This is a genomic window from Leptothoe sp. LEGE 181152 (assembly GCF_032906605.1).
GTDB classification, from domain to species: Bacteria; Cyanobacteriota; Cyanobacteriia; order Phormidesmidales; family Phormidesmidaceae; genus Leptothoe; species Leptothoe turfae.
The window spans coordinates 407,133-433,232 of record NZ_JASATU010000017.1 but is presented as its reverse complement, the minus strand read 5'-3'; the positions used below and the strand labels follow the sequence as shown (position 1 = coordinate 433,232).

The 26,100-nt window shown below is 46.4% G+C and carries 28 protein-coding genes, 1 pseudogene and 1 riboswitch; of the genes and pseudogenes, 17 read left to right on the top strand and 12 right to left on the bottom strand.

The annotated features are described in order from the left end of the window. The first annotated feature begins 91 nt into the window (after nucleotides 1-91). The 6 genes from QGP82_RS10120 (at nucleotide 92) to QGP82_RS10095 (ending at nucleotide 5,532) form a co-directional block, all read left to right on the top strand. Nucleotides 92-1,540, top strand: a complete 1,449-nt coding sequence (locus tag QGP82_RS10120) for a chlorophyll a/b binding light-harvesting protein (RefSeq protein WP_499058801.1) — start codon at nucleotides 92-94, stop codon at nucleotides 1,538-1,540. 281 nt (nucleotides 1,541-1,821) lie between these two features. Continuing rightward, complete coding sequence (gene fldA / locus QGP82_RS10115) at nucleotides 1,822-2,331, top strand: flavodoxin FldA (protein WP_163660204.1); 510 nt, start codon at nucleotides 1,822-1,824, stop codon at nucleotides 2,329-2,331. 214 nt (nucleotides 2,332-2,545) lie between these two features. Next, nucleotides 2,546-2,803, top strand: a complete 258-nt coding sequence (locus tag QGP82_RS10110) for a hypothetical protein (RefSeq protein ID WP_499059257.1) — start codon at nucleotides 2,546-2,548, stop codon at nucleotides 2,801-2,803. A gap of 123 nt (nucleotides 2,804-2,926) precedes the next feature. Further along, nucleotides 2,927-4,000, top strand: a complete 1,074-nt coding sequence (locus tag QGP82_RS10105; RefSeq protein WP_499058798.1) for a chlorophyll a/b binding light-harvesting protein — start codon at nucleotides 2,927-2,929, stop codon at nucleotides 3,998-4,000. Nucleotides 4,001-4,069: 69 nt separating this feature from the next. Continuing rightward, nucleotides 4,070-4,429, top strand: a complete 360-nt coding sequence (locus tag QGP82_RS10100; RefSeq protein ID WP_499058796.1) for a 2Fe-2S iron-sulfur cluster-binding protein — start codon at nucleotides 4,070-4,072, stop codon at nucleotides 4,427-4,429. 149 nt (nucleotides 4,430-4,578) lie between these two features. After that, nucleotides 4,579-5,532 carry an NAD(P)/FAD-dependent oxidoreductase gene (locus tag QGP82_RS10095; protein WP_499058794.1) on the top strand — a complete coding sequence of 318 codons (954 nt, stop codon included), beginning with the start codon at nucleotides 4,579-4,581 and terminating at the stop codon, nucleotides 5,530-5,532. A gap of 19 nt (nucleotides 5,533-5,551) precedes the next feature. Here QGP82_RS10095 and QGP82_RS10090 read toward each other — a convergent pair whose 3' ends face one another. Continuing rightward, nucleotides 5,552-6,391: a YwiC-like family protein gene (locus QGP82_RS10090; RefSeq protein WP_499058792.1), complete on the bottom strand. Its 840-nt coding sequence runs from the start codon at nucleotides 6,389-6,391 to the stop codon at nucleotides 5,552-5,554. A gap of 429 nt (nucleotides 6,392-6,820) precedes the next feature. Between QGP82_RS10090 and QGP82_RS10085 the strand changes: the two genes are divergently transcribed. Further along, the gene (locus QGP82_RS10085) at nucleotides 6,821-7,492 is read left to right on the top strand and encodes a tetratricopeptide repeat protein (protein WP_499058788.1); all 672 of its coding nucleotides are present in this window, start codon (nucleotides 6,821-6,823) and stop codon (nucleotides 7,490-7,492) included. A 194-nt stretch (nucleotides 7,493-7,686) separates the two neighbouring features. Here QGP82_RS10085 and QGP82_RS10080 read toward each other — a convergent pair whose 3' ends face one another. Continuing rightward, on the bottom strand, nucleotides 7,687-7,986 hold the full coding sequence (locus tag QGP82_RS10080) for a 2Fe-2S iron-sulfur cluster-binding protein (protein ID WP_163700337.1): 300 nt from the start codon (nucleotides 7,984-7,986) through the stop codon (nucleotides 7,687-7,689). A gap of 799 nt (nucleotides 7,987-8,785) precedes the next feature. Between QGP82_RS10080 and QGP82_RS10075 the strand changes: the two genes are divergently transcribed. Beyond that, nucleotides 8,786-9,568, top strand: coding sequence for an SAM-dependent methyltransferase (locus QGP82_RS10075; RefSeq protein ID WP_250566008.1), 783 nt, complete (start codon nucleotides 8,786-8,788; stop codon nucleotides 9,566-9,568). Nucleotides 9,569-9,644: 76 nt separating this feature from the next. Here QGP82_RS10075 and QGP82_RS10070 read toward each other — a convergent pair whose 3' ends face one another. From QGP82_RS10070 to QGP82_RS10060, 3 genes are all read right to left on the bottom strand, one after another. Further along, complete coding sequence (locus tag QGP82_RS10070) at nucleotides 9,645-10,085, bottom strand: hypothetical protein (protein ID WP_163702933.1); 441 nt, start codon at nucleotides 10,083-10,085, stop codon at nucleotides 9,645-9,647. A 205-nt stretch (nucleotides 10,086-10,290) separates the two neighbouring features. Then, the gene (locus QGP82_RS10065) at nucleotides 10,291-10,800 is read right to left on the bottom strand and encodes a tetratricopeptide repeat protein (protein WP_499058785.1); all 510 of its coding nucleotides are present in this window, start codon (nucleotides 10,798-10,800) and stop codon (nucleotides 10,291-10,293) included. 689 nt (nucleotides 10,801-11,489) lie between these two features. Continuing rightward, nucleotides 11,490-11,924: a ferritin-like domain-containing protein gene (locus tag QGP82_RS10060; RefSeq protein WP_163660186.1), complete on the bottom strand. Its 435-nt coding sequence runs from the start codon at nucleotides 11,922-11,924 to the stop codon at nucleotides 11,490-11,492. A gap of 252 nt (nucleotides 11,925-12,176) precedes the next feature. Here QGP82_RS10060 and QGP82_RS10055 point away from each other — a divergent pair, with 252 nt between their 5' ends. Beyond that, nucleotides 12,177-12,764: a hypothetical protein gene (locus tag QGP82_RS10055; RefSeq protein ID WP_499058782.1), complete on the top strand. Its 588-nt coding sequence runs from the start codon at nucleotides 12,177-12,179 to the stop codon at nucleotides 12,762-12,764. Nucleotides 12,765-13,046: 282 nt separating this feature from the next. On the opposite strand, the pseudogene QGP82_RS10050 reads toward QGP82_RS10055, so the two are convergent. The 4 genes and pseudogenes from QGP82_RS10050 to QGP82_RS10035 all read right to left on the bottom strand — a co-directional run. After that, nucleotides 13,047-13,175, bottom strand: a pseudogene (locus QGP82_RS10050) (SAM-dependent methyltransferase); the annotation flags it as partial. Between the two features lie 178 nt (nucleotides 13,176-13,353). Beyond that, the gene (locus QGP82_RS10045; protein WP_163660179.1) at nucleotides 13,354-13,620 is read right to left on the bottom strand and encodes a hypothetical protein; all 267 of its coding nucleotides are present in this window, start codon (nucleotides 13,618-13,620) and stop codon (nucleotides 13,354-13,356) included. 283 nt (nucleotides 13,621-13,903) lie between these two features. After that, nucleotides 13,904-14,048: riboswitch (cobalamin riboswitch) on the bottom strand. A gap of 61 nt (nucleotides 14,049-14,109) precedes the next feature. Continuing rightward, complete coding sequence (locus tag QGP82_RS10040; RefSeq protein WP_163660177.1) at nucleotides 14,110-15,294, bottom strand: MFS transporter; 1,185 nt, start codon at nucleotides 15,292-15,294, stop codon at nucleotides 14,110-14,112. 77 nt (nucleotides 15,295-15,371) lie between these two features. Further along, nucleotides 15,372-15,989: a TMEM165/GDT1 family protein gene (locus QGP82_RS10035; protein WP_163660175.1), complete on the bottom strand. Its 618-nt coding sequence runs from the start codon at nucleotides 15,987-15,989 to the stop codon at nucleotides 15,372-15,374. A 298-nt stretch (nucleotides 15,990-16,287) separates the two neighbouring features. Here QGP82_RS10035 and QGP82_RS10030 point away from each other — a divergent pair, with 298 nt between their 5' ends. From QGP82_RS10030 to QGP82_RS10015, 4 genes are all read left to right on the top strand, one after another. Continuing rightward, nucleotides 16,288-17,310, top strand: a complete 1,023-nt coding sequence (locus tag QGP82_RS10030; RefSeq protein ID WP_163660173.1) for a helix-turn-helix transcriptional regulator — start codon at nucleotides 16,288-16,290, stop codon at nucleotides 17,308-17,310. 84 nt (nucleotides 17,311-17,394) lie between these two features. After that, on the top strand, nucleotides 17,395-17,556 hold the full coding sequence (locus QGP82_RS10025; protein WP_250564691.1) for a hypothetical protein: 162 nt from the start codon (nucleotides 17,395-17,397) through the stop codon (nucleotides 17,554-17,556). Then, entirely contained in the window at nucleotides 17,492-19,888 is a 2,397-nt protein-coding gene (locus QGP82_RS10020) for a TonB-dependent siderophore receptor (protein WP_499058777.1), read from the top strand. The genes QGP82_RS10025 and QGP82_RS10020 overlap by 65 nt, the downstream gene beginning before the upstream one ends. A gap of 30 nt (nucleotides 19,889-19,918) precedes the next feature. Further along, a complete protein-coding gene (locus QGP82_RS10015) occupies nucleotides 19,919-21,136 on the top strand; it encodes an MFS transporter (RefSeq protein WP_163660168.1) in 1,218 nt (405 codons plus the stop codon). A 77-nt stretch (nucleotides 21,137-21,213) separates the two neighbouring features. Here the strand turns inward: QGP82_RS10015 and QGP82_RS10010 are convergent, their stop codons facing one another. Next, nucleotides 21,214-22,059 carry a class II fructose-bisphosphate aldolase gene (locus tag QGP82_RS10010; protein ID WP_163698914.1) on the bottom strand — a complete coding sequence of 282 codons (846 nt, stop codon included), beginning with the start codon at nucleotides 22,057-22,059 and terminating at the stop codon, nucleotides 21,214-21,216. Nucleotides 22,060-22,162: 103 nt separating this feature from the next. Beyond that, complete coding sequence (locus QGP82_RS10005) at nucleotides 22,163-22,639, bottom strand: hypothetical protein (RefSeq protein WP_499058773.1); 477 nt, start codon at nucleotides 22,637-22,639, stop codon at nucleotides 22,163-22,165. 417 nt (nucleotides 22,640-23,056) lie between these two features. Here QGP82_RS10005 and QGP82_RS10000 point away from each other — a divergent pair, with 417 nt between their 5' ends. The 4 genes from QGP82_RS10000 (at nucleotide 23,057) to QGP82_RS09985 (ending at nucleotide 25,808) form a co-directional block, all read left to right on the top strand. After that, entirely contained in the window at nucleotides 23,057-23,380 is a 324-nt protein-coding gene (locus tag QGP82_RS10000; protein WP_163660162.1) for an ArsR/SmtB family transcription factor, read from the top strand. After that, nucleotides 23,377-23,928 (top strand): SRPBCC family protein, encoded by a 552-nt coding sequence (locus QGP82_RS09995; protein WP_163660160.1) that lies wholly within the window; start codon nucleotides 23,377-23,379, stop codon nucleotides 23,926-23,928. Before QGP82_RS10000 ends, QGP82_RS09995 begins: the two co-directional genes overlap by 4 nt. Before the next feature lie 48 nt (nucleotides 23,929-23,976). Continuing rightward, nucleotides 23,977-24,990, top strand: coding sequence for an NAD-dependent epimerase/dehydratase family protein (locus tag QGP82_RS09990; protein WP_163698908.1), 1,014 nt, complete (start codon nucleotides 23,977-23,979; stop codon nucleotides 24,988-24,990). A 347-nt stretch (nucleotides 24,991-25,337) separates the two neighbouring features. After that, nucleotides 25,338-25,808, top strand: a complete 471-nt coding sequence (locus QGP82_RS09985) for a hypothetical protein (protein ID WP_163698906.1) — start codon at nucleotides 25,338-25,340, stop codon at nucleotides 25,806-25,808. Here QGP82_RS09985 and QGP82_RS09980 read toward each other — a convergent pair. After that, nucleotides 25,777-26,076 (bottom strand): hypothetical protein, encoded by a 300-nt coding sequence (locus tag QGP82_RS09980; RefSeq protein WP_163660154.1) that lies wholly within the window; start codon nucleotides 26,074-26,076, stop codon nucleotides 25,777-25,779. The genes QGP82_RS09985 and QGP82_RS09980 overlap by 32 nt on opposite strands. Nucleotides 26,077-26,100: the final 24 nt, after the last annotated feature.

Sequence of the window (26,100 nt, the reverse complement as noted above, 5' to 3'; positions counted from 1 at the left end):
AATCGATCTGAAAGGCATGCTGCTGATCAGGGGCGTTCAGGTTAACTCGTTCCGAGGATTAGCAACACTCAAAAACACTAAAAGGTAAATCATGACTGCAACTGCAATTAGTAGTCGACCAGTTTCCCAGCGTGTGGGCTGGTGGGCTGGTAACGCTCGATTCATTGACTTTTCTGGCAAACTTCTGGGAGCCCATGTGGCGCATGCTGGGCTTATTACCCTTTGGGCTGGGGCTATGACCCTGTTTGAGCTGTCTCGTTACAGCCCAGATTTGCCCATGTATGACCAGGGTCTCATTTTGCTTCCCCATCTGGCCACCTATGGTTTAGGCATTGGTGAGGGTGGCGTAATTGTTGACTCATATCCGTTTTTGGCTGTTGGTATGTTCCACTTGGTGGCCTCAGCTGTGTTGGGCGCAGGTGGTCTCTATCACTCATTTCTAGGTCCAGATCAGCTTAAGCAAGACCGCTCTTTTGCGGGCTTTTTTGGATATGACTGGAAAGACGATCGCAAGATGACCACCATCATTGGAATTCATCTAGTCTTGTTGGGGTTAGGTGCCTGGTTGTTAGTGGCCAAGGCGATGTTCTGGGGTGGTTTATATGACCCTGAGCTAGGTGCTATGCGGGTGGTGAATAACCCTACCCTAGGTGCCGGAGAAATTTTTGGTTACCTGGTAGGTTCCCATGGCGAAGCCGGTATGGCAGCGGTGGATAATCTTGAGGATATTGTCGGTGGCCACCTATGGGTTGGCTTAATGTGTGTATTAGGAGGCATTTGGCACATTGCCACTCGCCCCTTTGGCTGGGCTAAACAAGTTTTGGTTTATAACGGCGAAGCCTATTTGTCGTATAGCCTAGGGGCACTGGCCTACATGGGCATTTTTGCCGGCTATTTTGTCACCGTGAATGACACGGCGTATCCAGAAGTGTTCTATGGTCCACTGGGTTTCTTAGGGAATGCGGACATCATTCCCGTACGCACCTGGCTGGCAGCGTTTCATTTTGCCTTTGGCGGTCTATTGCTGGCCGGGCATCTATGGCACGCTATTCGAGCCAGGGCTCAGGCTCAAGGCTATAGCTTTGGAAGAGGGGATTTTGTGCTCAGCTATAACCCAGAGGTGGGCACCATGAATACGCCTCTCAACAGCTCTGATTTAAGCCTGCTGTGGATTAATAATTTGCCAATTTATCGCCAGGGGCTGTCTCCCTTTTCCCGCGGGCTAGAAATTGGCATGGCCCATGGATATTTCCTATTTGGGCCTTTTGCCATTTTGGGGCCACTGCGCAATACCGATCTAGCCGATCTTGCTGGCTTGCTTTCTGCCTGTGGTTTAGTGGTGATTCTGACCCTGGGACTATCGCTCTACGGTAGGGCCGCCTTTGTCCCGAATAAGCCGATCGCTGGTGAGCTTCCTGAAAACCTTAAGTCTGCTGATGGCTGGAGCCAGTTTGCTACTAGCTTTTTAGTGGGTGGTGCTGGAGGGGCTCTATTTGCCTATCTGCTTGTTAGTAACGGTGATCTGCTAATGACTTTGTAGATATATCCCAACGGCCTTTAACCCGTAAGCCTTTCCTACGGGTTAAAGGCCATGAGACAACGCAGGTATATGGGCTTCTCTTGGCAATTAGCGCTATGCTTCCACACTTTTTCCAACTTCTTTTAAAAAGAATTATTCTCAATAACTGAATTCCATGTATACTCATCTAGAGACAAGTCTAATTGACTTTGATTATCAATTGGACGGGAATTCGCCAAGGAGACTATAGTTCCGTCGCATTATAGTCTCCACTTTCTTTTGACTTGATTAAGGGAGTCGTTATGGCCAAAGTAGGTTTGTTTTATGGGTCTACTACAGGTAAGACCGCTGATGCTGCTGAGCAGGTTCAAGCAGCATTGGGTGGTGATTCAGTAGTGGATCTTATTGAAATTGAGGACGCAAGTGCTCTAGCTGAATATGAGTGTTTGATCATTGCGTGCCCGACCTGGAATATTGGTGAATTGCAAGATGATTGGGCTGCTGTATTCGACGATCTAGATGACGTTGATTTCAGTGGCAAAACTGTTGCCTACATGGGGACAGGTGATCAAATTGGCTATGCAGACAATTTTATGGATGCCATGGGGCAGCTAGAGGAGAAAATCGCTAGTCTAGGTGGTAAAACTGTCGGCTATTGGTCTGCAGACGGTTATGACCATGAGGCTTCCATGGCAATTCGTGATGGCAACAAGTTTTGTGGCTTAGCTCTTGATGATGACAATGAGTCTGACAAGACTGAGAGTCGTATCAAGACTTGGACTGCTCAAATTAAACAAGAAATGTCGCTCTAAGCTATCTTATTACTCCTCTCTGTAGATAGCTTTTCCTAATTCAGTCAATAGTCTGATGCATCGGTTTTTATTAGCATAAATGCTTGACTATTGACTGACTCTCTCTCTCTCTGACTCTGCGTTTTCTCTCTTTTTTAGTTTCATGAATGTTATCGCCCTGGTTCTACATGCAGTAGGCCGTGTGGGAGTGATTATTGGAATCGGCGCTGGTTTAATGTTTTGCGTATGGCGGATGCTTCATACCCTGAAACAGGGTGCTAACTATGTTAGACGATTACATCAGATTCCTTGCAGTCGGTGTGCTTATTTTACGGGAGATTACCGACTGAAATGTACTGTCCATCCCGTGTCTGCTTTGACTGAAGAAGCTATCGATTGTGTTGATTATGTTTCTAGCTCTCCCAGGTGTGGAAAACTCTGTTCTCAATCTGCGCCGACCTATCAGCATATTAAAGAGTTAGTTAAGCGATAGTTTTAAGGTTAGGCGTGGAGGTTAAGGTGCAAAGAGTCTAGCAAGCGGCAAAACTTTTTAATCGTTCCCCCCATATCTCCCAACGTCATTAATGTGCAAGTTTTTTAGATAGGGGCTTAAATAATGCAATCTCAACCAACATTAGATGTAGCTGTTAATCGAGTCGATGGCTCTAGTAGTTTATCTCAGCTTAGAGATTTCTCGTGGCTACAGGGTAATGCCCGTTTAATTAATCGAACTGAGCTATTGCTGGGTGCACATTTAGCCCATGCTGGTTTGATTATGTTCTGGGCAGGTTCATTTACCCTGTTGGAAATTTCTCGCTACGTTGCTGATGTGCCCCTGGCAGATCAAGGGCTATTGTTATTGCCCCGTCTGGTTAATTTGGGTTGGGGCACGGATAATGTAGAGGCTTGGTTTGCGATCGCAATCCTCCACTTAGCATCATCAGCTGTTTTAGCTGCGGGTGGTTTGTTCCATGTGTTTAACAAGCAATCTACTAACTATGCAGTGGGCGATGACAGGATTATGGCCAAGGAAGAAGGATTGTGGAGTAATCCGGAAACCCTAAGCTTTATCCTAGGGCAACATTTAATTATCTTAGGATTTGCCGCATCATTATTTGTTCTTAAAGCTACTCGTTTTGGTGGTATTTACGATCCTCTAGCAGGCTCTGTTCATCTTGTTGAGAATGCCACCACCAATCCAGCTGTTATATTGGGTTATCTTTTCGGCTTCACTCGCCATGGTTGGGACCCCATGGGAATGGCAGCGGTGGATAACCTTCCAGATTTAGTCGGGGGTCACATTTGGATCTCTGTCATTTGTATCTTAGGAGGCATTTGGCATACGGTTCGTGCTCCATTTGGTTGGTTCCGAGAAAAGTTTATTTATGATGGCCATGTCATTTTGTCCTACAGTCTTGCTGGTGTTGGCCTGATGGCATTGATTTCTATCTTCTTTGTCTTCAATGAGCTGGTTTATCCCATTGAGATTTTTGGAGATAATCGATTAGAAACAGTGGTCTTGCAAGCCGTTTTGGCCGTGGTCTTTCTGGGTGGCCATGTGTGGCATAATCTGCTTGGTCAGAAGAGAAGTGGCCGCTTCAGTGAGTCTTCTTACTATGAAGCAGCCATGGCTGGTTTTGCTACCATATTGGTCGTCGCCTTGGCCATAGGATTGAACAGCGTTGCCTAGCGGTTTCTCAACTATGGATTCCTCTAGATCCATGCCGACTCATCTCTACCTGGTGGAGATGAGTTTTTTTTGACATTTAGATATAGTTTTAAGTTAATGCATTGGTATAACGTTACTCTACAAAATGACCGCTTGGGCCAAAAGACCACATTGAAGGCTTCGGAAGATCACTCCATATTAGATGCGGCAAAGGAAATGGGTTTGAACCTTCCTTTGCCCTGTCGGACAGGCATGTGTGATGCTTGTGTTGGTAAACTTTTGATCGGTGATCTTGATCAGACAGAGCAATCGCTTTTAGATGACGCTCAAATTGCTGAGGGGGGTGTATTGTTGTGTCGTGCTTATGCGCTCTCCGACTGTACAATTGCTATTGATTGGGAGGGCGGTGTTTTAGAGCAGAACTATCCATTTATAGCTATAGGTAGTTAAGGCCTTCCCACTATATGTCGATTTCTCTTCCTTACGCCAATACATAAAATGCTATTGACGCAGATACAGGTCTAGAACCAGGTGGGGTGGTAGCTTAACAGTTGTTGGAGTACTGTTCTACTTTCAAATATTTCTGAGGGACTGGTATTGTGGAAACCCATGAGTTTGATGTTGTTATTATTGGTGGCGGTCCAGCAGGATGCGCTTGCGCACTCTACACAGCTCGCGCTGACTTAAAGACTATTATTTTGGATAAAAATCCAGCTGTAGGAGCCTTGGCCATTACCCATAAAATCGCCAATTATCCTGGTGTAGCTGGTGATATCAGTGGTGGTGCTTTACTGGATATGATGCGCGATCAGGCTGTTGCCTATGGCGCTGGTTATCAGCGATCTCAGGTCTTTAGTATTGATGTTGAGGGACCACTAAAAAAAGCTTATACTCCCGAAGGAACTTTTGTAGGGCGAGCTTTAGTATTGGCAGCAGGGGCTATGGGGCGAAAAGCTTCATTTCCTGGTGAGGCTGAATTTTTAGGCCGAGGTGTCAGCTATTGTGCCACGTGTGATGGGGCCTTTTATCGGGATCGTGAAGTCGCTGTTGTGGGCTCTAACTTGGAGGCACTAGAAGAAGCTCAAGTACTGACTAAATTTGCGTCTACTGTTCATTGGATTACGCCTAAAGTGCCTAAGCCGGATGATGTGTATAGTCAGCAACTGTTGCAGATGGGCAATGTCAAACCTTGGAATCGTGCTCGTTTACTGAATGTGCAGGGTGACATCATGGGGGTTAACGGTATAAACATTAAACCGCTGGATCAATCTCCTATTGAACTACCTGTAGAGGGTGTTTTTATCTATCAGAGTGGCTCCAAACCGATCACAGATTTTATTCATGGTCAGATTGCCCTTAATCCGGACGGCGGGGTAAAAGTAGATGAGATGATGAACACTTCCGTAGACGGTGTGTGGGCCATTGGTGACATTCGCAATACGCCTTTTAAGCAAGCTGTTGTAGCAGCAGGAGATGGCTGTGTGGCGGCAATGTCTATTGATCGCTTTCTCAACCGTCGTAAGTCTATTAAGCCCGACTGGGATCACACATAGTCAAGCTAAAATAAATCCCTCAGGTTGGTGCAGGTAAATACTCTGGCAACACGGTTAAACAGGCTAAGGCCGTATAGGTGAGGGCAAAGTAGGTTTCGAACCGGGCGATATATTCAAACCGACAGTTGCAATACCAGTCTCGTAGTAAAACAACAACGGCGAGTTTGAGTAACGCGACTGCCAGGGTAAGAGCTGTAAATAAAGATAACCAGCCTAATAAGTAAAGTGTTGCAGCTATTGCGATCGCAATGCTGTGATACACCAAACTACCGGTCAGAGAACTGGTTTTTACTTTGCGTAGCTTTATAGTAAAAACCGCACTGGCAAAAAAGAGAGTATTGAGTACCCATAGTCCTATGGCCTGAAGGGTAATGGTGCCTGTATTGGTGCCATAGATAAACAGCGTGGCCATACATATGGCTCCAAACATCAGCATCTCAGTATCGATACTCTTTTGTCGTCGCCGTAGCACAGCGACCATGTCGAACCCCATGGCGATGACACCCCCACTACAGATCCATAACAACACTGGATGACGATAAGTAAGGTAGGCGGCAATTGCGATCGCAATCCCGCCATAGATACCGGCCCACAATAAATATCGCGGTTTCCAACTTCGTCGTTGCTTAATTTGTACAACTAAGGGATGTTCGGCCTGTAATCCTAAAAAAGCACCCAGACAAGCCAGGCTAGTTTCCCATGTCCATGTTTGAGCAAGAGAAGCACCGGTTAGTAAAGCTCCAGCCAATACCAACAACACTCCATGCTCAGGAGAAAATGTGGGCCAATAAATAGGTTTAGTACTTCCTGCGCGAGATGTGGAGATCGAAAAAGTTGCTACTTGAGAACTGGTCATCATTGAAGGAAGTAATAAAATTGGCGTTGCTAATTTTTGGAAGGCTTAACCTGAGAAATCCTCTGATGTCAAGCAATTGTGCCAGGGCCATTCATCCCTTAAATCACCTGCCACATAAACTTGTTCCATGCTTAGCAGCAGTATTTTGCTGTAGAAAAAACTCAATCAAACATTAATATCCAGGCTTTGCACTTTGAGATATGCCAGATCTACTTACATGAGAATTATTCCTATTAAGGATATACTATGGAATGGCAAAAAGCTAACTATATTTCTCACGACTTGAAACAATAATCACAATTATTTAGGTTCAGAAATAGAGAGCTTTGAGATTTATGGATAATTCAAGATACCTTGGCCAGCAGGTTTAAATTTGAGAACTAGTGTCAATAGTTGCTATGCTTACTAGGGTAGCTAGCGGACTATCCATTTATGCTCCTACGTAAATGCCTTCTACTGTTTTTATTCTCTCTACTCTTAAATCCGCTGCCAGCCTTGGCCCAATCCCTTGAAGAGGTGGCACAGCAAGGTTTAGAAGCTTATCGCTCCGGAGAATATGAAGCGGCGGCAGCGGCCTGGCAGCAGATGATTGAGATTGACCCTCAAAATGCTGATGCCTATAACAATTTGGGGGCTACACTGTATCAATTAGGGCGGCCAGCAGAAGCTGTAGATGCCTATCGGCAAGCGTTAGAAATCAATGGAGATAGTGCAGATACCTATAATAATCTTGGCACTGTATTGGCATTTCAGGAGAACTATGAAGAAGCCATTGAGGCCTACGAGCAAGCCATTGAGATCGATCCAGACTTGCCTGAGGTCTATGTAAACCTGGGTAATCTACTGCCTGCAGAACAGGCAGTAGCAGCCTATGCAAAAGCGATAGAGCTTAACCCTAACTACGTTCAGGCTCACAACAACTTAGGCACAGTACTTTTTGAATTAGAGCGATATGAAGACGCCATTGTTGCCTATGGTCGTGCCTTGGAAATTGAGCCTGATTTCCAAGCCGCTCAAGAAAATTTAGCCCTAGCAGAAGCTGCCCTAGAAGCCCGTGAGGGCGAAGATGAGGACTCAAATGATGAGAATACTTCTTCAGAGTAGCTGAAGTTGGCGTTGCTGATTCTCAGGAAAAGGTATTTAAAAAATTCTGATTTAGGGAAATCTTACTACATCGATTTATCTCCTGAATCAGCAACGGCATAAATCAATTAGAGCGATACCTGTATGTGAGTATAGAAACAATTGTTTTATCGGCATATTAATCCTATTGCCTCTATACTTAGGCGTTGAAATCACTAGTACAATTCATCTTCCGAATTCGTTTCAATTTTGCAATCAGACATTGGATAGGTGACACAAAGTAAAGCATAGCCAGCAGATAGCTGATCGTCATCTAAAAATGACTGATCTGATTGGTCAACGTCTCCTTCTAAAATTTTGCCAGCACAGGATGAACAGGCTCCAGCACGACACGAAAAAGGTAAATCAACTCCTTCCTCTTCAGCAACATCAAGAATGTACTCATCTTCAGGCACCTCAATGATTGCATTGATGCCGTACTTTTCATTGACAAGATTCACTTTGTAAGTCTGCATGTACGTTATTTAAAGAACAAAATATTCCTCTCGTATTATTGCAATATTTTCTCAATAATCAACTCATAAATTAAAAATTACTAATGATTTCGCTGTAGCTATTCAGGATGCTGATTTGTAGATTACACCTACATCTATTGGCGAGTAATTCTCAACTCTCTAAGGGTAAGTCACTTTCATGAATATACGCTATTATTGAGAATAAATCCTATTAATAAAGGTGAAACATATGGTTGCCTGTCCTTGCTGTTCTGGGAATTTGCTGCGCCATGTTCGTGCAGCAGGTCTCTACTGGATGTGTTTACGGTGTCGTCAGGAAATGCCACTAATGACCAGTGTAGAGCTTGTTAAACAAAACCATAAAGTAGACCAGCATTTCGTTGTTGAATATTCCCGCAGCTAGGGCTTTCCTGTTGGTTAACCCATAACTGAATATGATACCGGTAGCCTAAGTATATAGGACTGATTCTCAATATTAACTGTATAATTATTTTCACCTGGAATAGTTGAATTCTAGTTGCTATTGGCAGCCAAAGGGCTTTCTGTGGGTTCTGCTCAATGAGACTTTTGGATTTTTTCAGAATTTGGCTATTGCGGTGTTCACTCGGTTATTTTGTGGTTAAAATATTTTTTATTTCAACCACAATTTTTTTTGTCGAAAGGTAGTGAGCCCCTGACTCCTTCGTCCTAACTCCCTGTCGAGCCGAGCTTTCCTGGATTAAGTGGATGCTCCGTGTATGAGCTACCTCATAGAATAAGATGGAGTTCTTTGGCATATTCAGGGTATTGTCTTGCGCTAATGAATATGGCTCAGATAGATCTGAAAACTGCCCCAGCCCATCAAGTGTTAGCAACTGCCGGTAAACAGGCTCTTCGCCCAGGAGGATATAGAGCGACTGAACAGCTTTTTGCCTGGGCTGACTTTCAGCCTGGTGAAACTGTTCTAGAATTGGCGGCAAGCTTTGGTTACAGTGCAATTTCCTTGGCGCAGTGCTACGGAGTACGTGTGGTGGGCATCGAGAAAAATTCTGACAGTGTGGCTCGTGCCCAAGCCAATATTGCTGCTGCTGGCTTAACTGACCAGGTCAGTGTTATTAAGGGAGATATTTTCCATTTAGAGGAAATTACAGAACAGTTTGACTATGTGCTAGCAGAAGCAATTTTGACCATGCAGTCTGCCGCAGGTAAGGTTAAAATTTTGTCTGGCATTTGCGATCGCCTCAAACCTAATGGTCAATTTCTTAGTCACGAATCGCGGGCGAGTGATTCTAATATTGAGGCTATTCATCGAGACCTGTCCACCACTATTCGGGTGAATGCCGCCCCGTTGTCCATGCAGGGATGGATGGATGTTTGTCAAACCGCAGGACTCACTGTAGAGCAGTCCAACAGTGGTCCTATGGCACTGCTTAACCCTCTCTGTATTGCTAAAGAGGAAGGCGTACCGACTCTACTAACCATGGGTTGGAATATGCTCACCCGTCCGGTTCTCCGTCAGCGCATTCTCTCTATGCGAGAAACGTTTATCCGTCATGGCAGCAACTTAGGTTATGTTGTGCTTTGTGCCAGAAAGGAGAGATAAACCATGTCTAGTCTCACGTTTATGCCCACGTTGTCTGCTGTTGGTTAGTGCCGTAGATTATATTTCAACTAAGACTCTAAAACGATGCCGAGGAACCTGACTGTTTTGTTTTTACTAGGGCAACTCTTCCATACCGGGGATCAATATCTAGTCCCATGATTTCTACCTCATGTTTATCAGTCTGAGAAGAGTCCTCAATTGTATAAGTTACGACTTCTCCAGGTGTCAACGTTAAACAGTGATTGAAGATGGCTTTCCTGGACTTTATGGGTAAAAACACGGTGTCTCCATAGGCCAAAGCCGCATGATTTTGAAAGGTAACTTGTCCATCATGGGTTAAGATCCCCGCTGGTGTTGGAAATTGATCACACCAATGAACAGCTAAAAACCAACGAGCATCAGCTAGCCGATTAAAAATATGCCCCTTCTTGGGATGTTGTAATACACGGTAGCCACCTTTGACCGAGATAATAGTGCCACCTAAAAAAGCAACGGCAACATCAATAAAGTGATTCATTGTTCAGAGTCATGGATTGTGTGACTTCAAGAATTGTTTTCGAGGATGTTAATAACTGTGAAGAAAATTATAGATTGAGAATTTTAGAAATTAGTATGCTCCAAGCGATCGCAACAGTAATTGGGGACAGAATTAACAACAGATTTATGTCAATTATGGCAGGAGGATCCCACATAAACTAATGCTCTCCAGAAATATGTAATCTTTACGGCTTTTCACCGATTTGCTCTAGTCGGCTCAATACAATCTGACGATTTCGTCGTGCGTTCTGATAGCCAGGATTATGCATCAAGGCTTGTTCAAATGAATGTAGAGCATCTTGATACCTTTCCAGGTTGAAAAGGGCATCCCCTCGGTTATCCCAACCGAGAGCGGAGCCTTGTGCGCCCCATTGACTATTGATTTCAAGGGCTAAATCACAGGATACTAAGGCTTGATGAAATTCTTGCAGTTGACTGAGAACACCACAGCGATTTGCCAAAACAAGAGAATACTCTGGTTCAATTAATAAAGCATGATTGTACGCTAACAAAGCATCTGGATAACGCTTTTGGCTAAAAAGCTGTTGCCCTAAATTATTCCATACTGTGGCATCAGTGACACTGGCAACAGCAGGGGATACGTTAACTATTAAACAGAGAAAAAGAGTGATAACTATCGTGACTAACGATTCAATCTCTCGACCCACCATTACTTGCATGCCTCCCGCATTCATACATGCTCAGACAGATGACCTTAGCATCACCTAAATAAGAAAAATTGTCAATAAGGATCTACGGCAATTTGTAGGTGATTTTATGAATTTAGGAGCGTGACTGATAATGCCTGCGCCACGGGAAGCAACTGTATTTAGTTTGCTCAGCAGACGATTAAGCAAACCTGAGGGACTTGTCGGTTCACATATCCGTTCGGGTGTTAGGTGATAGGGTTGGGTACTTTGGCTTAATACTTACACTTATCATCTCTAGGGCCTCATACCGTTTGGCCAGCCTGTGATCGTGAAATATGCGTGTAATCCCAGGTTTAGCGTAGGCAAGATCGGCTGAGATCGCAATCGCCCTACCATCGATCCCCGCTAAAAATCAGCTTTCTAAGCATAGGCCTTTCTTGAGATTTATACCCAATAAGCCTGATTTATGTACAACTTAACGTCTTCTAAAATTTGGTAAGCGGCTAGAATGCTGCGACCCACTACCCAAATTTTCCCATCCTTTTGGAGTAGATGAAGCTTATCCTGCCAAGGCTCAGGCACCTTGCCTGCTTTGATCTCGTTATCATCGTCTCAACGATTCCGTTGTTTGGGCACCGGTACTAATGTGGCATCGACGATTTGACCACATAGGGCTTGGTAGCCCATCGCGTTAAGATAGGCCCCCAAACTACCTAAGCAACGGTTCCACGAGCTCAACTATAATCACGCAACATTTTTTTGATCTCGAGTGTATGCATTTCTTCCTGTCCAATTTTGGTACGGGTATATTCTTCCAAATAAACGCTGGCGTTTTGGACCACATCTAGGAGCTTTTTGTACATATTTAATGCCGTTTGCTCATGGTTTAGACTTTCTGACAGGAGGTCTTTAACCGAGTGGCGGTTGTTTTCCTCAATAGCTGAGATTTGCTGACTGGGATGGCCTTCTAGCCCAGTAATAATCTCACCGGCTTCTTGGGCATGGAGTAAAGATTCATTTGCCTGAGTCTTGAAAAAATCTACAATCGGAATGCGATTGGGCCCAGTAACCATTAAAGAACAATGGGTATAACGCACCACACCAGCTAGCTCAAATTCCATAATTTGATTGAGCAGTTCAATGGTTTGTGAGGTGTCAAGGTTTTTCATTTAGTCATGTTGAGAATCAACGAGTTCTGATTATAAGCATGGAATAGGTTTTATGGGTGGCTATGATTTAATGGTTGGAGTTGAAAGATGATTGGGGCATGGGTTTAGCTAAGTAGACATAAATCATCTGGTAGATCATCTGGAAGCCTGCAATTTCAATTGCAACTAATAAGAGAAAGCTCATATTTCAACTGTTTCCAATCCCTTGTGCTATCGTCAAAGTAGAGTCTCATAAAGCAGAGGCGCTCTATTATGATTGGGCGTTTAGTGATTAGTTTAGGGTTGTTGGGGAGTATCTGTATAACGAGTGCAGCCACTGCCGCTGGGCTAGATGTTGTCGACTCGGCCACATTAGGAACCCACCGTAATTTACCTTGGTCAGAGCCAGTTCAAATCAATGATCCGTTTGAAGGCAGCTTTGTTGGGGTATTTGACCGTCATTCCTTTAGCGATCGCTTTTTGAATACAACCGCCCGAATTGAGGTGCAGAGCCTCTGGAGTCGTGATTTTATTCGGGTGCTGTCGATTATTCGCGATCGCGACTGTCTCAGCGGGTCGTTTCGGGTTTCTCCAGATTTGAGTTGCTCAGAATTTAGTAACGCCAGAAATATCATTCAACTTTTCATTAAAGTTGATGGCGATGTGTTTCAAATTGATGGACAAAATAATGTGTTCTCAGTGAGCAATGAGTTAGCCCAAGCGTTGCAAAATGCACCAGAGACAACGCTTGATATTCGACTGGTGACTGATAGCGGCGAAGCAATCGATAGCAAAATTGGCGAGGACACCGTTAAAGCTTGGAAAACGGTCTATGCCACCGATCTGGCTCAGCCATTTTAAGACAGCACTCGTGCATCAATTTGATGGATGAGTTAGCTTGATTTGCACATACAACGGCACCTCGCCCCCGGCTAGAAAGCCGCTCCAGGCATTATATCCGAGGGGGAAGATTAGTGGCGACAAGCACCTGCTGCCAGTTTGCCTAGGCTGAAGGGATCATGTTTCTGAGTTTCCCTGCTGTGGAGTGGCACTGGACGGATACCAGTTTAATGCAAGAAGGGCCTGGCTAGCCACGACCATCTTTTGTCCGTTATCTGAAAGGGGCCGTTCACCCAAGTCTAGCGAGTCAGCCCGCACGGCACGGAACACGCCGAAGCGACACAGGCCACCCCCAAAGGCTAAACGCATTAATAGAAATGTGGGTACTTCTCGCAATGATTTGAGCAGTCCGACAACCCCAAACCGCATCAGTGATGATGACCCATGGGTGCGGGGAGTCAGCAGATAAACAACGATGTCAACCACCAGCAAAATCGCTAGGAGGGCAACAAGCAATGACAAAATATTCATGTTAGTAACTATTCTCATTTTTAGGATGGAGGCGGTTGCCCACTGGGGCAATGGACATACGATGAGAGAACTGCCGTTGTCAACATCGACGCATGCGGCGAGTCACTGATTGAGAGAGAGATGCGATCGTACATCCAATCAACATCAACCAACCCCGCCATGGAAATCGCCTGGCTGGTTTTCCAAAGGTCTTTTGGCTCCGCATCTTATGGGTAAGTGCCGTTTGTGAAACAAACGTAAGTGCCGCTTGTTTCACAAACGGATGAACTGATGCAGGAATACATCCAGGGCGATGCAGATACTGTTGCAACATGAGTGCTTCAGGCGGCAGTATAATGGATGGCACGATGCTTTTAACTTTTTTCAAAATGATCTGTTGAGAACGGGTTAGACAGTGCTAAGAGCAATAGATTGTTCATACCTTTTGCAGGCATAACAATCCGTGACACACTGGCCAACAGTTTCTCAAAAAATTAATTAGATAACTAACAGATGCCCAAAATTAACAGGCACACTTCATAGTTATGGAGCTAGATATGCCTAGGGTAGAGCATTGTAGAGATTTCCCCTGGCAACATAGTTACAATTACGCACTAAAATCATCATCCGTACCTCGCAGATGTTGTAGAACATGAGTTGAACTATCGGCGGGCATTCTGACTGAGAGGTGCGACACCTCCTTCACAGCTGCGGGACAGCGGCAGATTCTCACTGCTCTTTCCCCGTTTCCTCTAAGGACTGTTTCCCCTTAGAACCGATACGCCCAGTAATCTAGCACATTCTGACTACGCACAACACGGAATGTTAATTCAATTTGCGGTGCTGTCTGTGCGGCTCATTCTCGATTCCCTGACTCTAACGATGGCAAATGCATTCGCATTAGCAATAGTGTGGCGATCACCGCAGCAACAGAACTGACATAAAAAGGAGCCGCTGTAGAGACTGTTGCATAGAGCCAGCCAGCGATGAGACTGGCAGGTAATGCAGACAAACCAACTACCATATGAAAGGTGCCGGTTTCAGCGCCTCGTCGGTTGGGGTGTACTAGATCGGCAACAAATGCTTTTTGGACACCCCGCGTTAGAGTGCCATAGAGGCCGTATAACATAAACAGTAACCAAATAATAGCAGGCGTCTCTGCTTGAGCAAATCCCAAATAGGTGATAGCAAAGACAAGATATCCACTGACGAGTAGCGGTCGTCGCCCTATTTGGTCAGATAGACGACCAGCGATCAGTCCTAATCCAACGGCTACCAGGTTAAAAGCTGCGTATAGTAACAGAAGTGTAGAGCCGGTAAAGCTCAGCTCTTGGGCCCGTAATAACAGAAAAACATCCGATGAATTTCCTAAACTAAAGAGGGTAACGGCTAGTAAATACTGTCGATAGGTGGGGCTTAATCCTCGTAATGTAAATTGGGGACGTGCTTTTCTAGTTTGGGGACGTTGTTCTTTGACCTGAGTTAGTAAGATCAAAACACCCAGGAGCGCTGGGAAAAATGCGATCGCAAACACGCCTCGATAATTTCCTACAGAGTGTTGCAAAAAGACAAAACCCACCAGCGGACCCAGCACTTCACCCACCGTTTCCAAACTATGGTGTAAGCCAAATGCCTGTCCCCGTTGGGCAGCAGTACAATTCTCAACAATTAGAACATCCCGTGGTGCAGCTCGTAATCCTTTGCCAATCCGATCAAACAAACGTGCCCCTAACACATGGCCCCAGGTTCCCGACAGAGCTAACCCTAGTTTAGACAATGCCCCTAAGCTATAACCGGCCAACGCAAAAGGTTTGCGCCGACCGGCCCAGTCCGACAGCCAGCCAGAGTACAGTTTCAAAATACTGGCCGTGCTCTCAGCAATCCCCTCGATCAGCCCCACTGTCCAAACTGGAGCACCCAGCATGCTCGTCAAGAAAAAAGGTGTTAGTGGATACACCATCTTGCTGGCAAAATCAGTCAGCAAGCTTACCCAGCCTAGAGCTTGAACGGTTCGTGTCAGCCTACGTGATTGATTAGTCATAGAATCCTACTGGGGGTTCTCAGGATGAAGTAGCAGGGGGATAAGATGATCTGTCCTATCCCCCCTGCCCTCAAAAATTAAGCTTGAGGCATGAACAGAGCCAAGCTGCCAAACAGTAAAAACAGTCCTCCACCTAATGCAGTCAGTGTACGTTCTGAAACCCTGCCACAGAGCCAGCGACCACAGTTAGTGGCAATGGCTGCACAAATAGCATGGCCCAGGACGGCACCCATCACGACTCCGCCAGGTGGATTGGCTGCGGCCAGAGCAATGGTAGCAATTTGGGTGCGATCGCCCCACTCCGCCACGAAGACTAACCCAAAGGTCTCGGCCATAATTGCCAAGGGAGTCTCTTTCGGTTTTCTCTTGCTTTTTTCTGCCCTATCTACTGCTTCAGCCGCATCTTTCTCTTCGTCTCCTGTTGTTGCCATCTGGCTAGCCTGATATAGCAGCCGAATACCAAAAACAATAAATAAACAAACCTCAGCCCATTTAACCACTGAGTCGGGTAACAGTGATGCCGCCTGCCCAACTAAAACGGAGAGTATTGTCATGAGGGCTAATGCCCCAACCGCCCCTGCAAATACCCAGCGGCGACGATGGCGCATGGCCAAAATGGCGGCAATAAAAAAGGTCTTATCACCCAACTCAGAGATAGTAATCAATAACAGACTGGCCGTAAATGCAGCTAGCATCCTTTCAAATTCCTCAGATCACAACGGTCTCTGGCACGAATTTGACGAGGCACAAGACTCCACCAAATCCGCGTCAGCAGATTTAGTGAAGGTCTCGCTAATGACTAGTGGAAATTCCCTATCATTCTCTGAACCAGGCTCATCACCAGTATGTTGATTCAGAGATGTCGGCTAAACCGATAGCTACTCCCCTTCGAGAAGGATTATACGACAAATAGGACCTTTATGATTTTTAATTGCATGATTTCCTATAAAATACATATACAAATGAAAACCATTAGCATTACGTCAGCAGGACATGGCCGACCTTGCCCTTACATTTTCCACCAGCAACCTTAGTGAAATGTTTGCCGAGGCGCAGCAGCAAACCGGTGCGGCCTGCCAGTCTAATGTGCTTGAGTCTGTCTACACTTTAGAGAAACCCTTTGGTCGATTAACCTATCGCTGTATTCGCTTAAGGCAGGGGTTAGAACTATCCATTAACCAGTTGCAGCTAGAAGAGAATCTTCGAGTGATTCAAACAACTCAAAATTACTCAGCCTTGGGGCTGAGTTTTTGCATTATGGGAGAGTTTCGAGGACAGTATCAAGGTTCATCGGCGGTGCAGTGTGCAGGACCGAGTAAAAACTTTCTAGGTCTTTCCCAAGGCGATTTTAGGTTTATTACTGACTATTCTGCCAAGCATCCCATTTATATGCTGACCATCAATGTTTCGCCAGAGTGGTTGGGGGAGCTTTGTCCTGAAACAATTGAACGTGAGAGTCTGGGTAAAACCGTTAATGTCCAAACATCCCAAGCAAAAATTCTCGGCACCATTGGCTGGACGACGCCCACTATGCTAGCAGCGGTACAGCAAATTTTAGCCTGTCCCTACCAGGGCAAGGTGAAACAGCTTTATCTAGAAAGCAAGACTCTGGAGCTGCTCGCACTCAAACTAGAACAAATGGGACAGCCAGAGTTATCGGAGGACAACAAAATTACTCTAAAAACCGATGATGTCCACCGTCTTTACCAGGCCAGGGAAATTTTGCTGACAGACCTTGAGCATCCTCCATCAATCATAGAATTGGCTAGACGGGTGGGGATCAATGACTTTAAGCTGAAGCGAGGTTTTCGTCAGATTTTTGGGACCACCGTATTTGGCTGTCTGTACGACTATCGTATGGAACGGGCCAAACAACTTTTAGATACCCATAATTTAAAGGTGGCTCAGATTGCCCAAACGGTAGGTTATGCAAATCCGAGTCAGTTTTCGGCAGCCTTTAAGCGTAAGTTTGGCTTTTCGCCTAAAAACTATAGAAGCCAGCGGCAGGCTCTTTAATCTGTTGCCTGGTGGGCCGTTCCCACCCTAAAGATAAAAACACTCCCGCTTGGGGTCGAATAAACTCCGTTTCGGAGTTGAAGCATGTCAACACTATTGCGTATGTTTCTCAATTATGCCTTGGAGTGTGGGGAAATTGAGAACGATAGACGGTTTGGCTTGGGGCGGCGTCATCGCGGTCATGGCAGCTACACCTGTGAGCGCGTCGGTGGTGCCGGTCAGCGAGGTCAGGGTGAATCCGATTGAGGAGGGGGTGGAAATTGTCCTGGTATTAGCAAACGGTGGTGAGCTAGAAGTATTGCCATCTCAAGAGGGGGCGAGCTGGATTGCTGATATTCCTAATGCTCAGCTGAGTGAGGAGTTTGAGCAGATATATACAGCGGCAGGGATTGCACAGATTTTGGTGCAGACGTTAAATGACAATACAATTCGGGTCACTGTGGTGGGTGAAGCTGGAGCGCCTGTCGGTGTGGTAGAGCGTGAACAGAACACTCTTATCCTCACCATTACCCCAGTCGCAGCAAACCCGCTGCGTCTCGTGGTTACTGGCGAAACCGCAGGCAGCGACTATTTTGCTCCCCGTGCCAACACCGCCACGCGCACCGATACGCCTTTGCTGGATATCCCCCAGGCGGTGCAGGTGATCCCTGGGCAGGTGTTGGACGACCGGCAGGTGAGCGATCTAGATGAAGCCCTAGAAAATGTTAGCGGTGTGGTAGCCGACAACAGTGAAGGCGCGGGCGTCGAGTTTAGTCTGCGTGGGTTTCAGGGCGCACGGGTACTGCGCAATGGCTTTAATCTGGCGGGGGGTGATTCCCTGTCGAGCATTTTGACCCTGCCGGAGGTGGCGAATCTAGAGCAGATTGAGGTGCTCAAGGGGCCGTCGTCAATTCTCTATGGTGAAATTCAGCCCGGTGGGGTGATTAACCTGGTGACCAAGCGCCCCACGGCGGAGCCCCTATATAATCTTGAGCTTCAGGCTGGCAGCCGCAGCCTCTTTCGGCCTCAGCTAGATATTTCTGACCAGGTAACACCAGATGTCCGCTATCGGCTGAATTTCTTGGTGGAACGGGACGATAGTTTTCGTGATTTTGGCCAGGACATTGATCGGGAGTTTGTCGCACCAGTGGTGACCTGGGACATTAGTGACAACACCAACCTCACGGTTGATCTGGAATACCTCACCGACGAACGCCCTTTCGATACAGGCCTGTTAGCGTTGGGGGATGGCGTGATCGATGTGCCCCAGGACCGCGTGGTGGGCGAACTCGATGATGTGGTAGAGCGCAGTTTCTTTAGTACAGGCTATGAGCTGAATCATCGGTTTAGCGAGAACTGGTCTGTGCGCAATGCCTTTCGCTATAGCAGTCAGCACTACGACTCTAATGCTTTTTTCCCCCTGGTCTTTGATGAAACGACCGGTCTGGTGGCCCGCCTTAATAGCGCTACTGACTGGTATCAGGACTACGCTGGGGTACAAACCGACTTAGTCGGCAAGTTTGAGACGGGGGGTATTGCTCACACCTTACTATTTGGGGTGGACTACAGCCGCAGTCGTGCCGACATTGTTGCCCTGATCGATCCGCCAATTCCTACGAATCTGGCACCGATTAATATTTTTGACCCGGTCTATGGCCTGGCCCAGCGCCGCTCATTCGATGAATTCTCAGCGGCAGCCAGGATACAGGACGTCAATACGACCCGGTTTGGGGTGTTTCTGCAGGATCAGATTGATTTCTCTGATGCTCTTAAGTTAGTCGCCGGGATTCGTTATGAGACTGTGGATCAAGAGCTTACGAACGGCCAGGCACTGTTTGATCCGACCGGACGTTCTGTTAGCCAGAATGTGGATGATTTTACGCCACGACTGGGGGTGGTGTATCAGCCTATTCCTGAGCTGGCGATCTATGGCAGCTATTCTCGTTCGTTTGTCCCCAGCGGTTCCACAGATATTGCCGGAGATTTTCTTGAACCGGAGGCGGGCGAAGGCTACGAAATCGGCTTAAAAACAGAACTGTGGGACCAGCAGCTGATTGCGACGCTGGCCTATTTTGATATTACTAAACGCAATGTGGCAACGCCTGATCCCAATGCCCCTGCCTTTTTGAATGCTGCGATCGCAACCGGAGAACAACGCAGCCAGGGCATTGAACTCGATATAGCCGGGGAGATTTTACCCGGCTGGAATCTAATCGCTAATTATGCTTACATCGACGCCAGAATTACCGAAGACAACCAGTTTCCCGGGGGTAATGGACTTGTCGGCATCCCGGAACATAGTGCTGGTTTATGGACCACCTATAGGTTTCAAACCGGTGACCTGGAGGGTTTAGGATTGGGCCTCGGATTTAACTACATGGGAAAACGCCCTGGCGACCTGGCTGATAGTTTCCGGTTAGATGACTATTTCACCACCGATGCGGCGATCTCCTATGCCCAAGCAGACTGGAAACTAGCATTGAATTTCAAAAATCTCTTTGATATTGACTACATTCAAGGCACACCGATCTCTAGAACGCGCGGCATTGAACCTGGAGAACCCTTTACCGTGGTCGGGTCTATTTCGTTTCAGTTTTGATACAGACGCTGTTACCTGGAGTTGAAAGATGTGCTTTCCCAACAAACTCTCTCAAAATTCACGCTCCTGGGCAGTCTCTACCTGTCTCAGTTTATGCCTTTCTGGTTTCTATTCCAGGCCCTTCCCGTACTTCTGCGCCAACAGGGTATGTCCCTAGGGGGCATTGGTCTCTTGCCCCTGATCACCATTGCCATCACACTGAAGTTTCTTTGGTCACCGCTGATCGATCGCTATAGCTATGCTCGCTGGGGTCACTACCGCTTTTGGATTATCTTTTGCCAGCTGTGGGTTGTGGTTTTCACCATCGTCTGTAGCCTGCTTAATTTAGAAACCCAGCTGCCATTTATCCTGTTGGGTTTAGCCCTGATTGGCACAGGCTGCGCTAGTCAAGACATCGCCACCGATGCCCTAGCTGTAAGACTGTTAGCGCCCCAGGAGCGGGGTGTTGGCAATGTGGTACAAGGCGTTGGCGGTGCCATGGGGCGAATGATCGGTGGCGGCGGCATGCTGATTTTGCTGAGCCGCTGGGGATGGAGAACCAGCCTATTGAGTTTGGCAGCGATGATGGTTGTTGCTTTAATTCCAGTTTTAATCTATCGTGAACCCCATCGCGAGACTGTAGCCCATGCATTTGGCCCACGGGGCTACTTCAAGATTTTCCTAAATTTTTTACAACAACCTGGAATGGGCCTATGGCTATGGGTACTGGGGCTATATGCAGCAGCCCATAATCTGTCGGCGACGATGTTTACACCACTGCTGGTGGATTCTGGGCTATCGACCGCAGAGATTGGGTCGTTACTTGGCGTTTTTGGTACAGGCATGAGTATCCTAGGGACGCTATCTGCAGGTGTGTTTATTTCTATGTTGGGACGTAAGGGAACGCTGTTGATGGCAAGTGCGATCGCATTAGTTGGAATCTTGTTTTACTTTCTACCCACCTTTGGCTTTACTCAGTTACCTGTCTTGTATTGCATTGTCAGCTTTGCCTTTTTCTCATTGGGTATGGTCGGCACAACAGCGTTCACCATCATGATGGATAAAAGCCGACCAGAAATAGCAGGCACAGACTATACACTACAGACATCGTTGATTAGTATCGGCAGCGTGCTATCGGCGGCGGTAAGCGGTGTTCTAGCAGCAGCAGTTGGCTATCGCGGCGTATTTATCCTAAGTGGTATTTTAGGCTTGGTGTGTTTTCTCCTCATTGCTAAAGGATTAAATTTATCGGTCCAGAAACAGCCCTAGGCTGACGTCTCTAACAACCATAAATCATCGTCTCAGCAGCCTTAATCATCAGGTTTCAGCGAGTAAAGCCTGCTTTACTAGGCTTTGCCAGCACTGCCAAACAACCTAATTTTTTGAGCAATAATCTCTTGCATGGCACCTGTAGATGCCTTCTGACAATCCAAGAGATCACGTTTAGAATCAGTTTTTCCATATTCTCGCCAAAACTGAAGATATTTTTGTCGAACCTCAGTATTAACGTTGAATTTGCAGACTCCCAATTCAATTGAGCGTTGAATCATCAGAGCCGGTAGGCCAGACGCACCGTGTAGCACTAGCGGAATATCGAGCTGCTGACGCACCTTGGCCAGACGCTTAAAATCCAACCGGGGTTCACTGTGATACCGCCCATGAACATTGCCAATGGTGACCGCAAGGAAATCTACCCTCGATTCTGCTACAAACTGCTTCGCCTGGTAAGGGTCGGTCATCTTGGCTTCTTTTGCAGCCACCGTCATGCCATCTTCAGTACCGCTGATTCTACCAATTTCTGCCTCGACAGTGGCTCCCTGGGCATGGGCTAAGGCTGTCATTTCACGGGTAAACGCAAGGTTCTCTTGAAACGGAAATTTAGAACCATCCGCTAAAACCGATTGAACCCCAGCGTCTAAAGCCGTTTCGATATGGGTACGACTGTCACAGTGGTCCAAATGAACTGACATCGGTACCTTGGCCGAGTCCGCTGCTTCGATAAAGAGTTTGACCAGAGGCGTCCCTCCATACTCTAGGATATTCGGCAAAATCTGGATAATTGCCGGACTATTATCGGCCTCAGCGGCATTAACAACGGCTTTGACACCTTCGAGATTGTATAAGTTAAAAGCACCAACGGCGTAGGCCTGTTTTTGAGCTTTCTCTAGCAGTTCCTTGGTAGACGTGAGCATAAAAGAGGGCTGAGGTAGATGTCACTGAGTAAAACGGCATGGGTTCAACCTATATTATTTACTAATGAGCGTGTATAGGCGAATGTCACTGACGTAGCTTGAATCAAGCCACCAGTTTAGCTTTAAGAACTGAGCGAGGTTGCTGCATTCTGGGGTAGGGCTTGGGCCTACGCTTAACGACTCTCGGTTCACAACGATGAGGCCGTAGAGGAACAATGAGTGTTCCAGCACTAGTCAACAACGCGTGATAGAGTGGTTGCCGCTCCGACGCTTTAGCGCTAACCAGTTCAGACCTGAACTGGTTAAACTGTTGCCGAGTACCCTGTAATGAAAGCCTTGGAGTCTTGACGGTTGTGTACTTGTTGGTCTGCAACATTAAGCTACGCAACAGGTTGTAAGCCAGTAGATGGACCCAGAGATCTTTACGAACCATCTCGGGTGTTTTGGCCGCCAGCAGTTCCATGCCTAAGGTTGTCTTGAGATGTCTGAGATTCACCTCAGCAGCCTCCCAATGTAGCTGATAGAGATCGGCTAACTTGGCTTTCGGATACCGTTTGGGATCCTGCAAGGTCGTCACCATGATGATTTCGTCCAACCGAAATCATCATGGTGTTGTATCAGCAGATGGACTTCTCTCACCTCAAGGGTCATCGGTAAGGCCTCGAATGCGTCTTGAGACATCGACTGAGGACACCTCGTGGGACGGTGCCAAACAACACGATGGTCGCCAATCCCCAACTTTTCCCACGAGGATCTCCGCACGATTCGGCATAGTAAAGGCAGTATGTTGGGCTTCCAGGTTTTGATTTTCTCAGATCATCATGCCTGGGGCCTTTTCTTTGCCTTTTACATCAGTGCCATTCGGTTATAGGGCGTTTATCCAGAACGTTTCTGGATAACGCGTAGTTATCCTGCTGATTTTTTGGCTGAGGAAGGGCTTGACATTTAAGTGAATGCTTAAGTATATTTCAATTAAGCATTCACTTAAATATTTTTGATGAGTCGAACCACTGCCAGCTCCGACATTTTTCAAGCGATCGCAGATCCCACTCGTCGTGCCATTCTCGATCAGTTACAGCAGGGCGAACAACCTGTGAAGCAACTTGCGGAACCCTTTGCGATATCTCTACCCGCCGTTTCACAGCATCTACATGTGTTATGCGACGTAGGATTAGTGACTCAGCAACGCAATGGACGACAGCGCATCTACCGATTAAATCCAACACCACTTAAACAAGTCTCGGATTGGGTGAGCCAGTACGAACAATTTTGGAAAATAAAACTGGATGCTCTGGGTGAATATTTGGAGGAACAATCATGAGCCAGGATGTTGTACTGGAAGTGTTTTACCCTCACCCACCAGAGCAAGTTTGGAAGGCACTGACCGATCGTCGCGCTTTAAACGCTTGGATGATGGACAACGATTTTGAAGCTTGCTTAGGGCATCAGTTTCAATTTCAACGTTGTTCCCCGCTAGGACAAAAACTCACGATCTACTGTGAAGTACTTGAGATAGAAGCACCAAAGCGCCTTGTTTATAGCTGGAAAGAGCACCCAACGAGTGAACCCTCACGAGTGACTTGGATTTTAGCCCCCGTTGAAGACGGGACTCAGGTACAACTTTATCATCGTTCCGAGGCGGCTACGTCGGTTCCTGGATTTGGAATTTCTATCATTGATCGAGCCGCTCGTGCCACAATGAATGACCATTTCACAGCTCCAATCCCAGCAATGCCTCCGTTACAGCCAGCATCATGCATGGTGAAAAATGATTCACATCAAGTCTTAGAGTCCCTAAATCGTCGAACAAATTGGCATTACTGGTTAGAACAACGATTAGCAGAATTGCTAATACAATCGCATCTGTAAGGATTCTCTAATTTGCGCCACTACAGAAACTACCAGAGGAGAAAACCTATGAAAATATTAGTCATTGGAGGCACTTGGTTTATTGGTCGCTGCGTCACTCAGCAATTACTGCAAGAAGGGCATGAAGTTAGCGTATTCAATCGAGGCGTAACACCCGCGAATTTGCCCCAACAAGTGAATCATATTCGGGGCGATCGTCAGAATTTAACAGATTATCGGCAGACCTTCCAACAACTCGCTCCCGATGTCGTCATTGATATGATTGCCCTCACTGAAGCGCATGCACGAAGCACGATGGAAACATTTAAGGGAGTTGCTAGGCGAATCGTCACCATTAGCAGTCAAGATGTTTACCGCGCCCGTGACATCCTTTGGGGACGTGAAACAGGCATGATTGATCCAGTTCCATTGGCTGAAGATGCACCATTGCGATCACAACTTTATCCATATCAAGCTGTTGGAATCCAGTCAAGCCTGCCTCCCGACTACGATAAAATTCTCGTTGAACGAGTCGTTGCCAGTGACTCAAGCTTGCCAGGAACAGTTCTGCGATTACCGATGGTGTATGGCGTGGGAGATTATCAACATCGCTTCTACCCCTACATTAAGCGTATGGACGATAAGCGTCCTGTCATTGTGTTAGAGGAGGGCTATGCTCACTGGCACGGATGCTATGGCTATGTTGAGAATGTCGCAGCCGCGATCGTTCTTGCCGCAACGGATGAACGTGCAACAAATCGTACTTATAATGTTGCAGAATCATCTGTATTGTCCCAAGCAGAATTAATTGGCGCAATCGGACAAATTGTGGGTTGGCGCGGTGACATTGTAATTGCATCAAAAATCCATCTGCCTCCAAATAGTGTTTCTTTAAATACTGAACAGGACTGGCTGACCGACTCCACTCGTATTCGTGAAGAGTTGGGCTATACTGAGACAATTGCTCGGGATGAAGCATTAAGGCGAACAATTGCTTGGGAGCGAGCAAATCCCCCAGAAGTATTTTCAGCCACGGGACTTTTAGACTATGCGATAGAAGATGCTATTTTAGCTTCAAGGTAAAGCAGGATAACCATTCGGTTGGAGCAGACAGTGGATAGTCTTTTCATCTTTCGTTATGGTTGTTCTGCTGCCGCTCAACCGCATAGTTAGTTCAAATCACTTTAACGCCTGCTGACGATGCTACTCCTTAACAGCATCGCCCATCGTTTTTTCACATTCTCTTTCATCCAACCCATATTAGATACTGATTGTGAGTACATGTGGTTTTAGGAATTGGGTCCAAATGCCAGTCAAATTTGTTCATAGCAGTTAAGGTGAGAAGTGCACACCGATACTTTTCCAAGTTTCCAAACTTTATAGATTTGCTACCATCATGTCAGCGACAGACAGTTCCTACAGGTATCCATATGGAGCTAGGCCACCAATTCAAACTGCAAGTCATACACTCAGACATCTTTAGTGAGAGTCAGTTTACCCCTCAGCAATCCTATGAGTGGCTCAACGACGAACTCAAAGCCTACCAGAAGCCCTGTGTCATAGTTGTCCCAGGGACTGAGCTGAAATCGATAGCAGAGATGATTAGCCTAGTCAACAGATTTCCAATAGAGCCCATAGAACTCGTAGTTATCAGTCCCCAAGGCATTACGTTTCGAGCCGATCCACCAGTAACGGTTGAAGGAGATATATGGCAGGCATTACAAACCCGTTACAAGCTTACTGACAACGATACGTTAGACGTCCTTAACTGGACAGGCATTCGTGGTGGGTCGATTCGTAAACTAAGTTGGTTTAAAGCCAATGGCTGGAATAAACCCACTCAGTTTTTGACTCGGCTAAGCAAAGAGTTTAAAGATATCGACTCTCAATCTCATCACTGAGACAAACAAACGTTACAGGAACACCATTAGAAGTAGCCAGACAGTTAGTGTAATACCCTTGCTGTAAGGTGTTTCGAAGTTCTCTAGCTTGTTCGATGGTGTTGTAATAAAACGCAAATCCAACACCACCCATAACAATATCGTCAGGATTTAACCAACTAAATTCTAGGGGTGGGTTGCCTTCGCTTAAATCGATATCGGTATATCGCCTAAAGCCGGTAATGGAGCGGGCAATTTGAAGTAGCTCAGCTTGTGATAAAGGGTTCACGGATCGAGATTAACAAGTGACTTT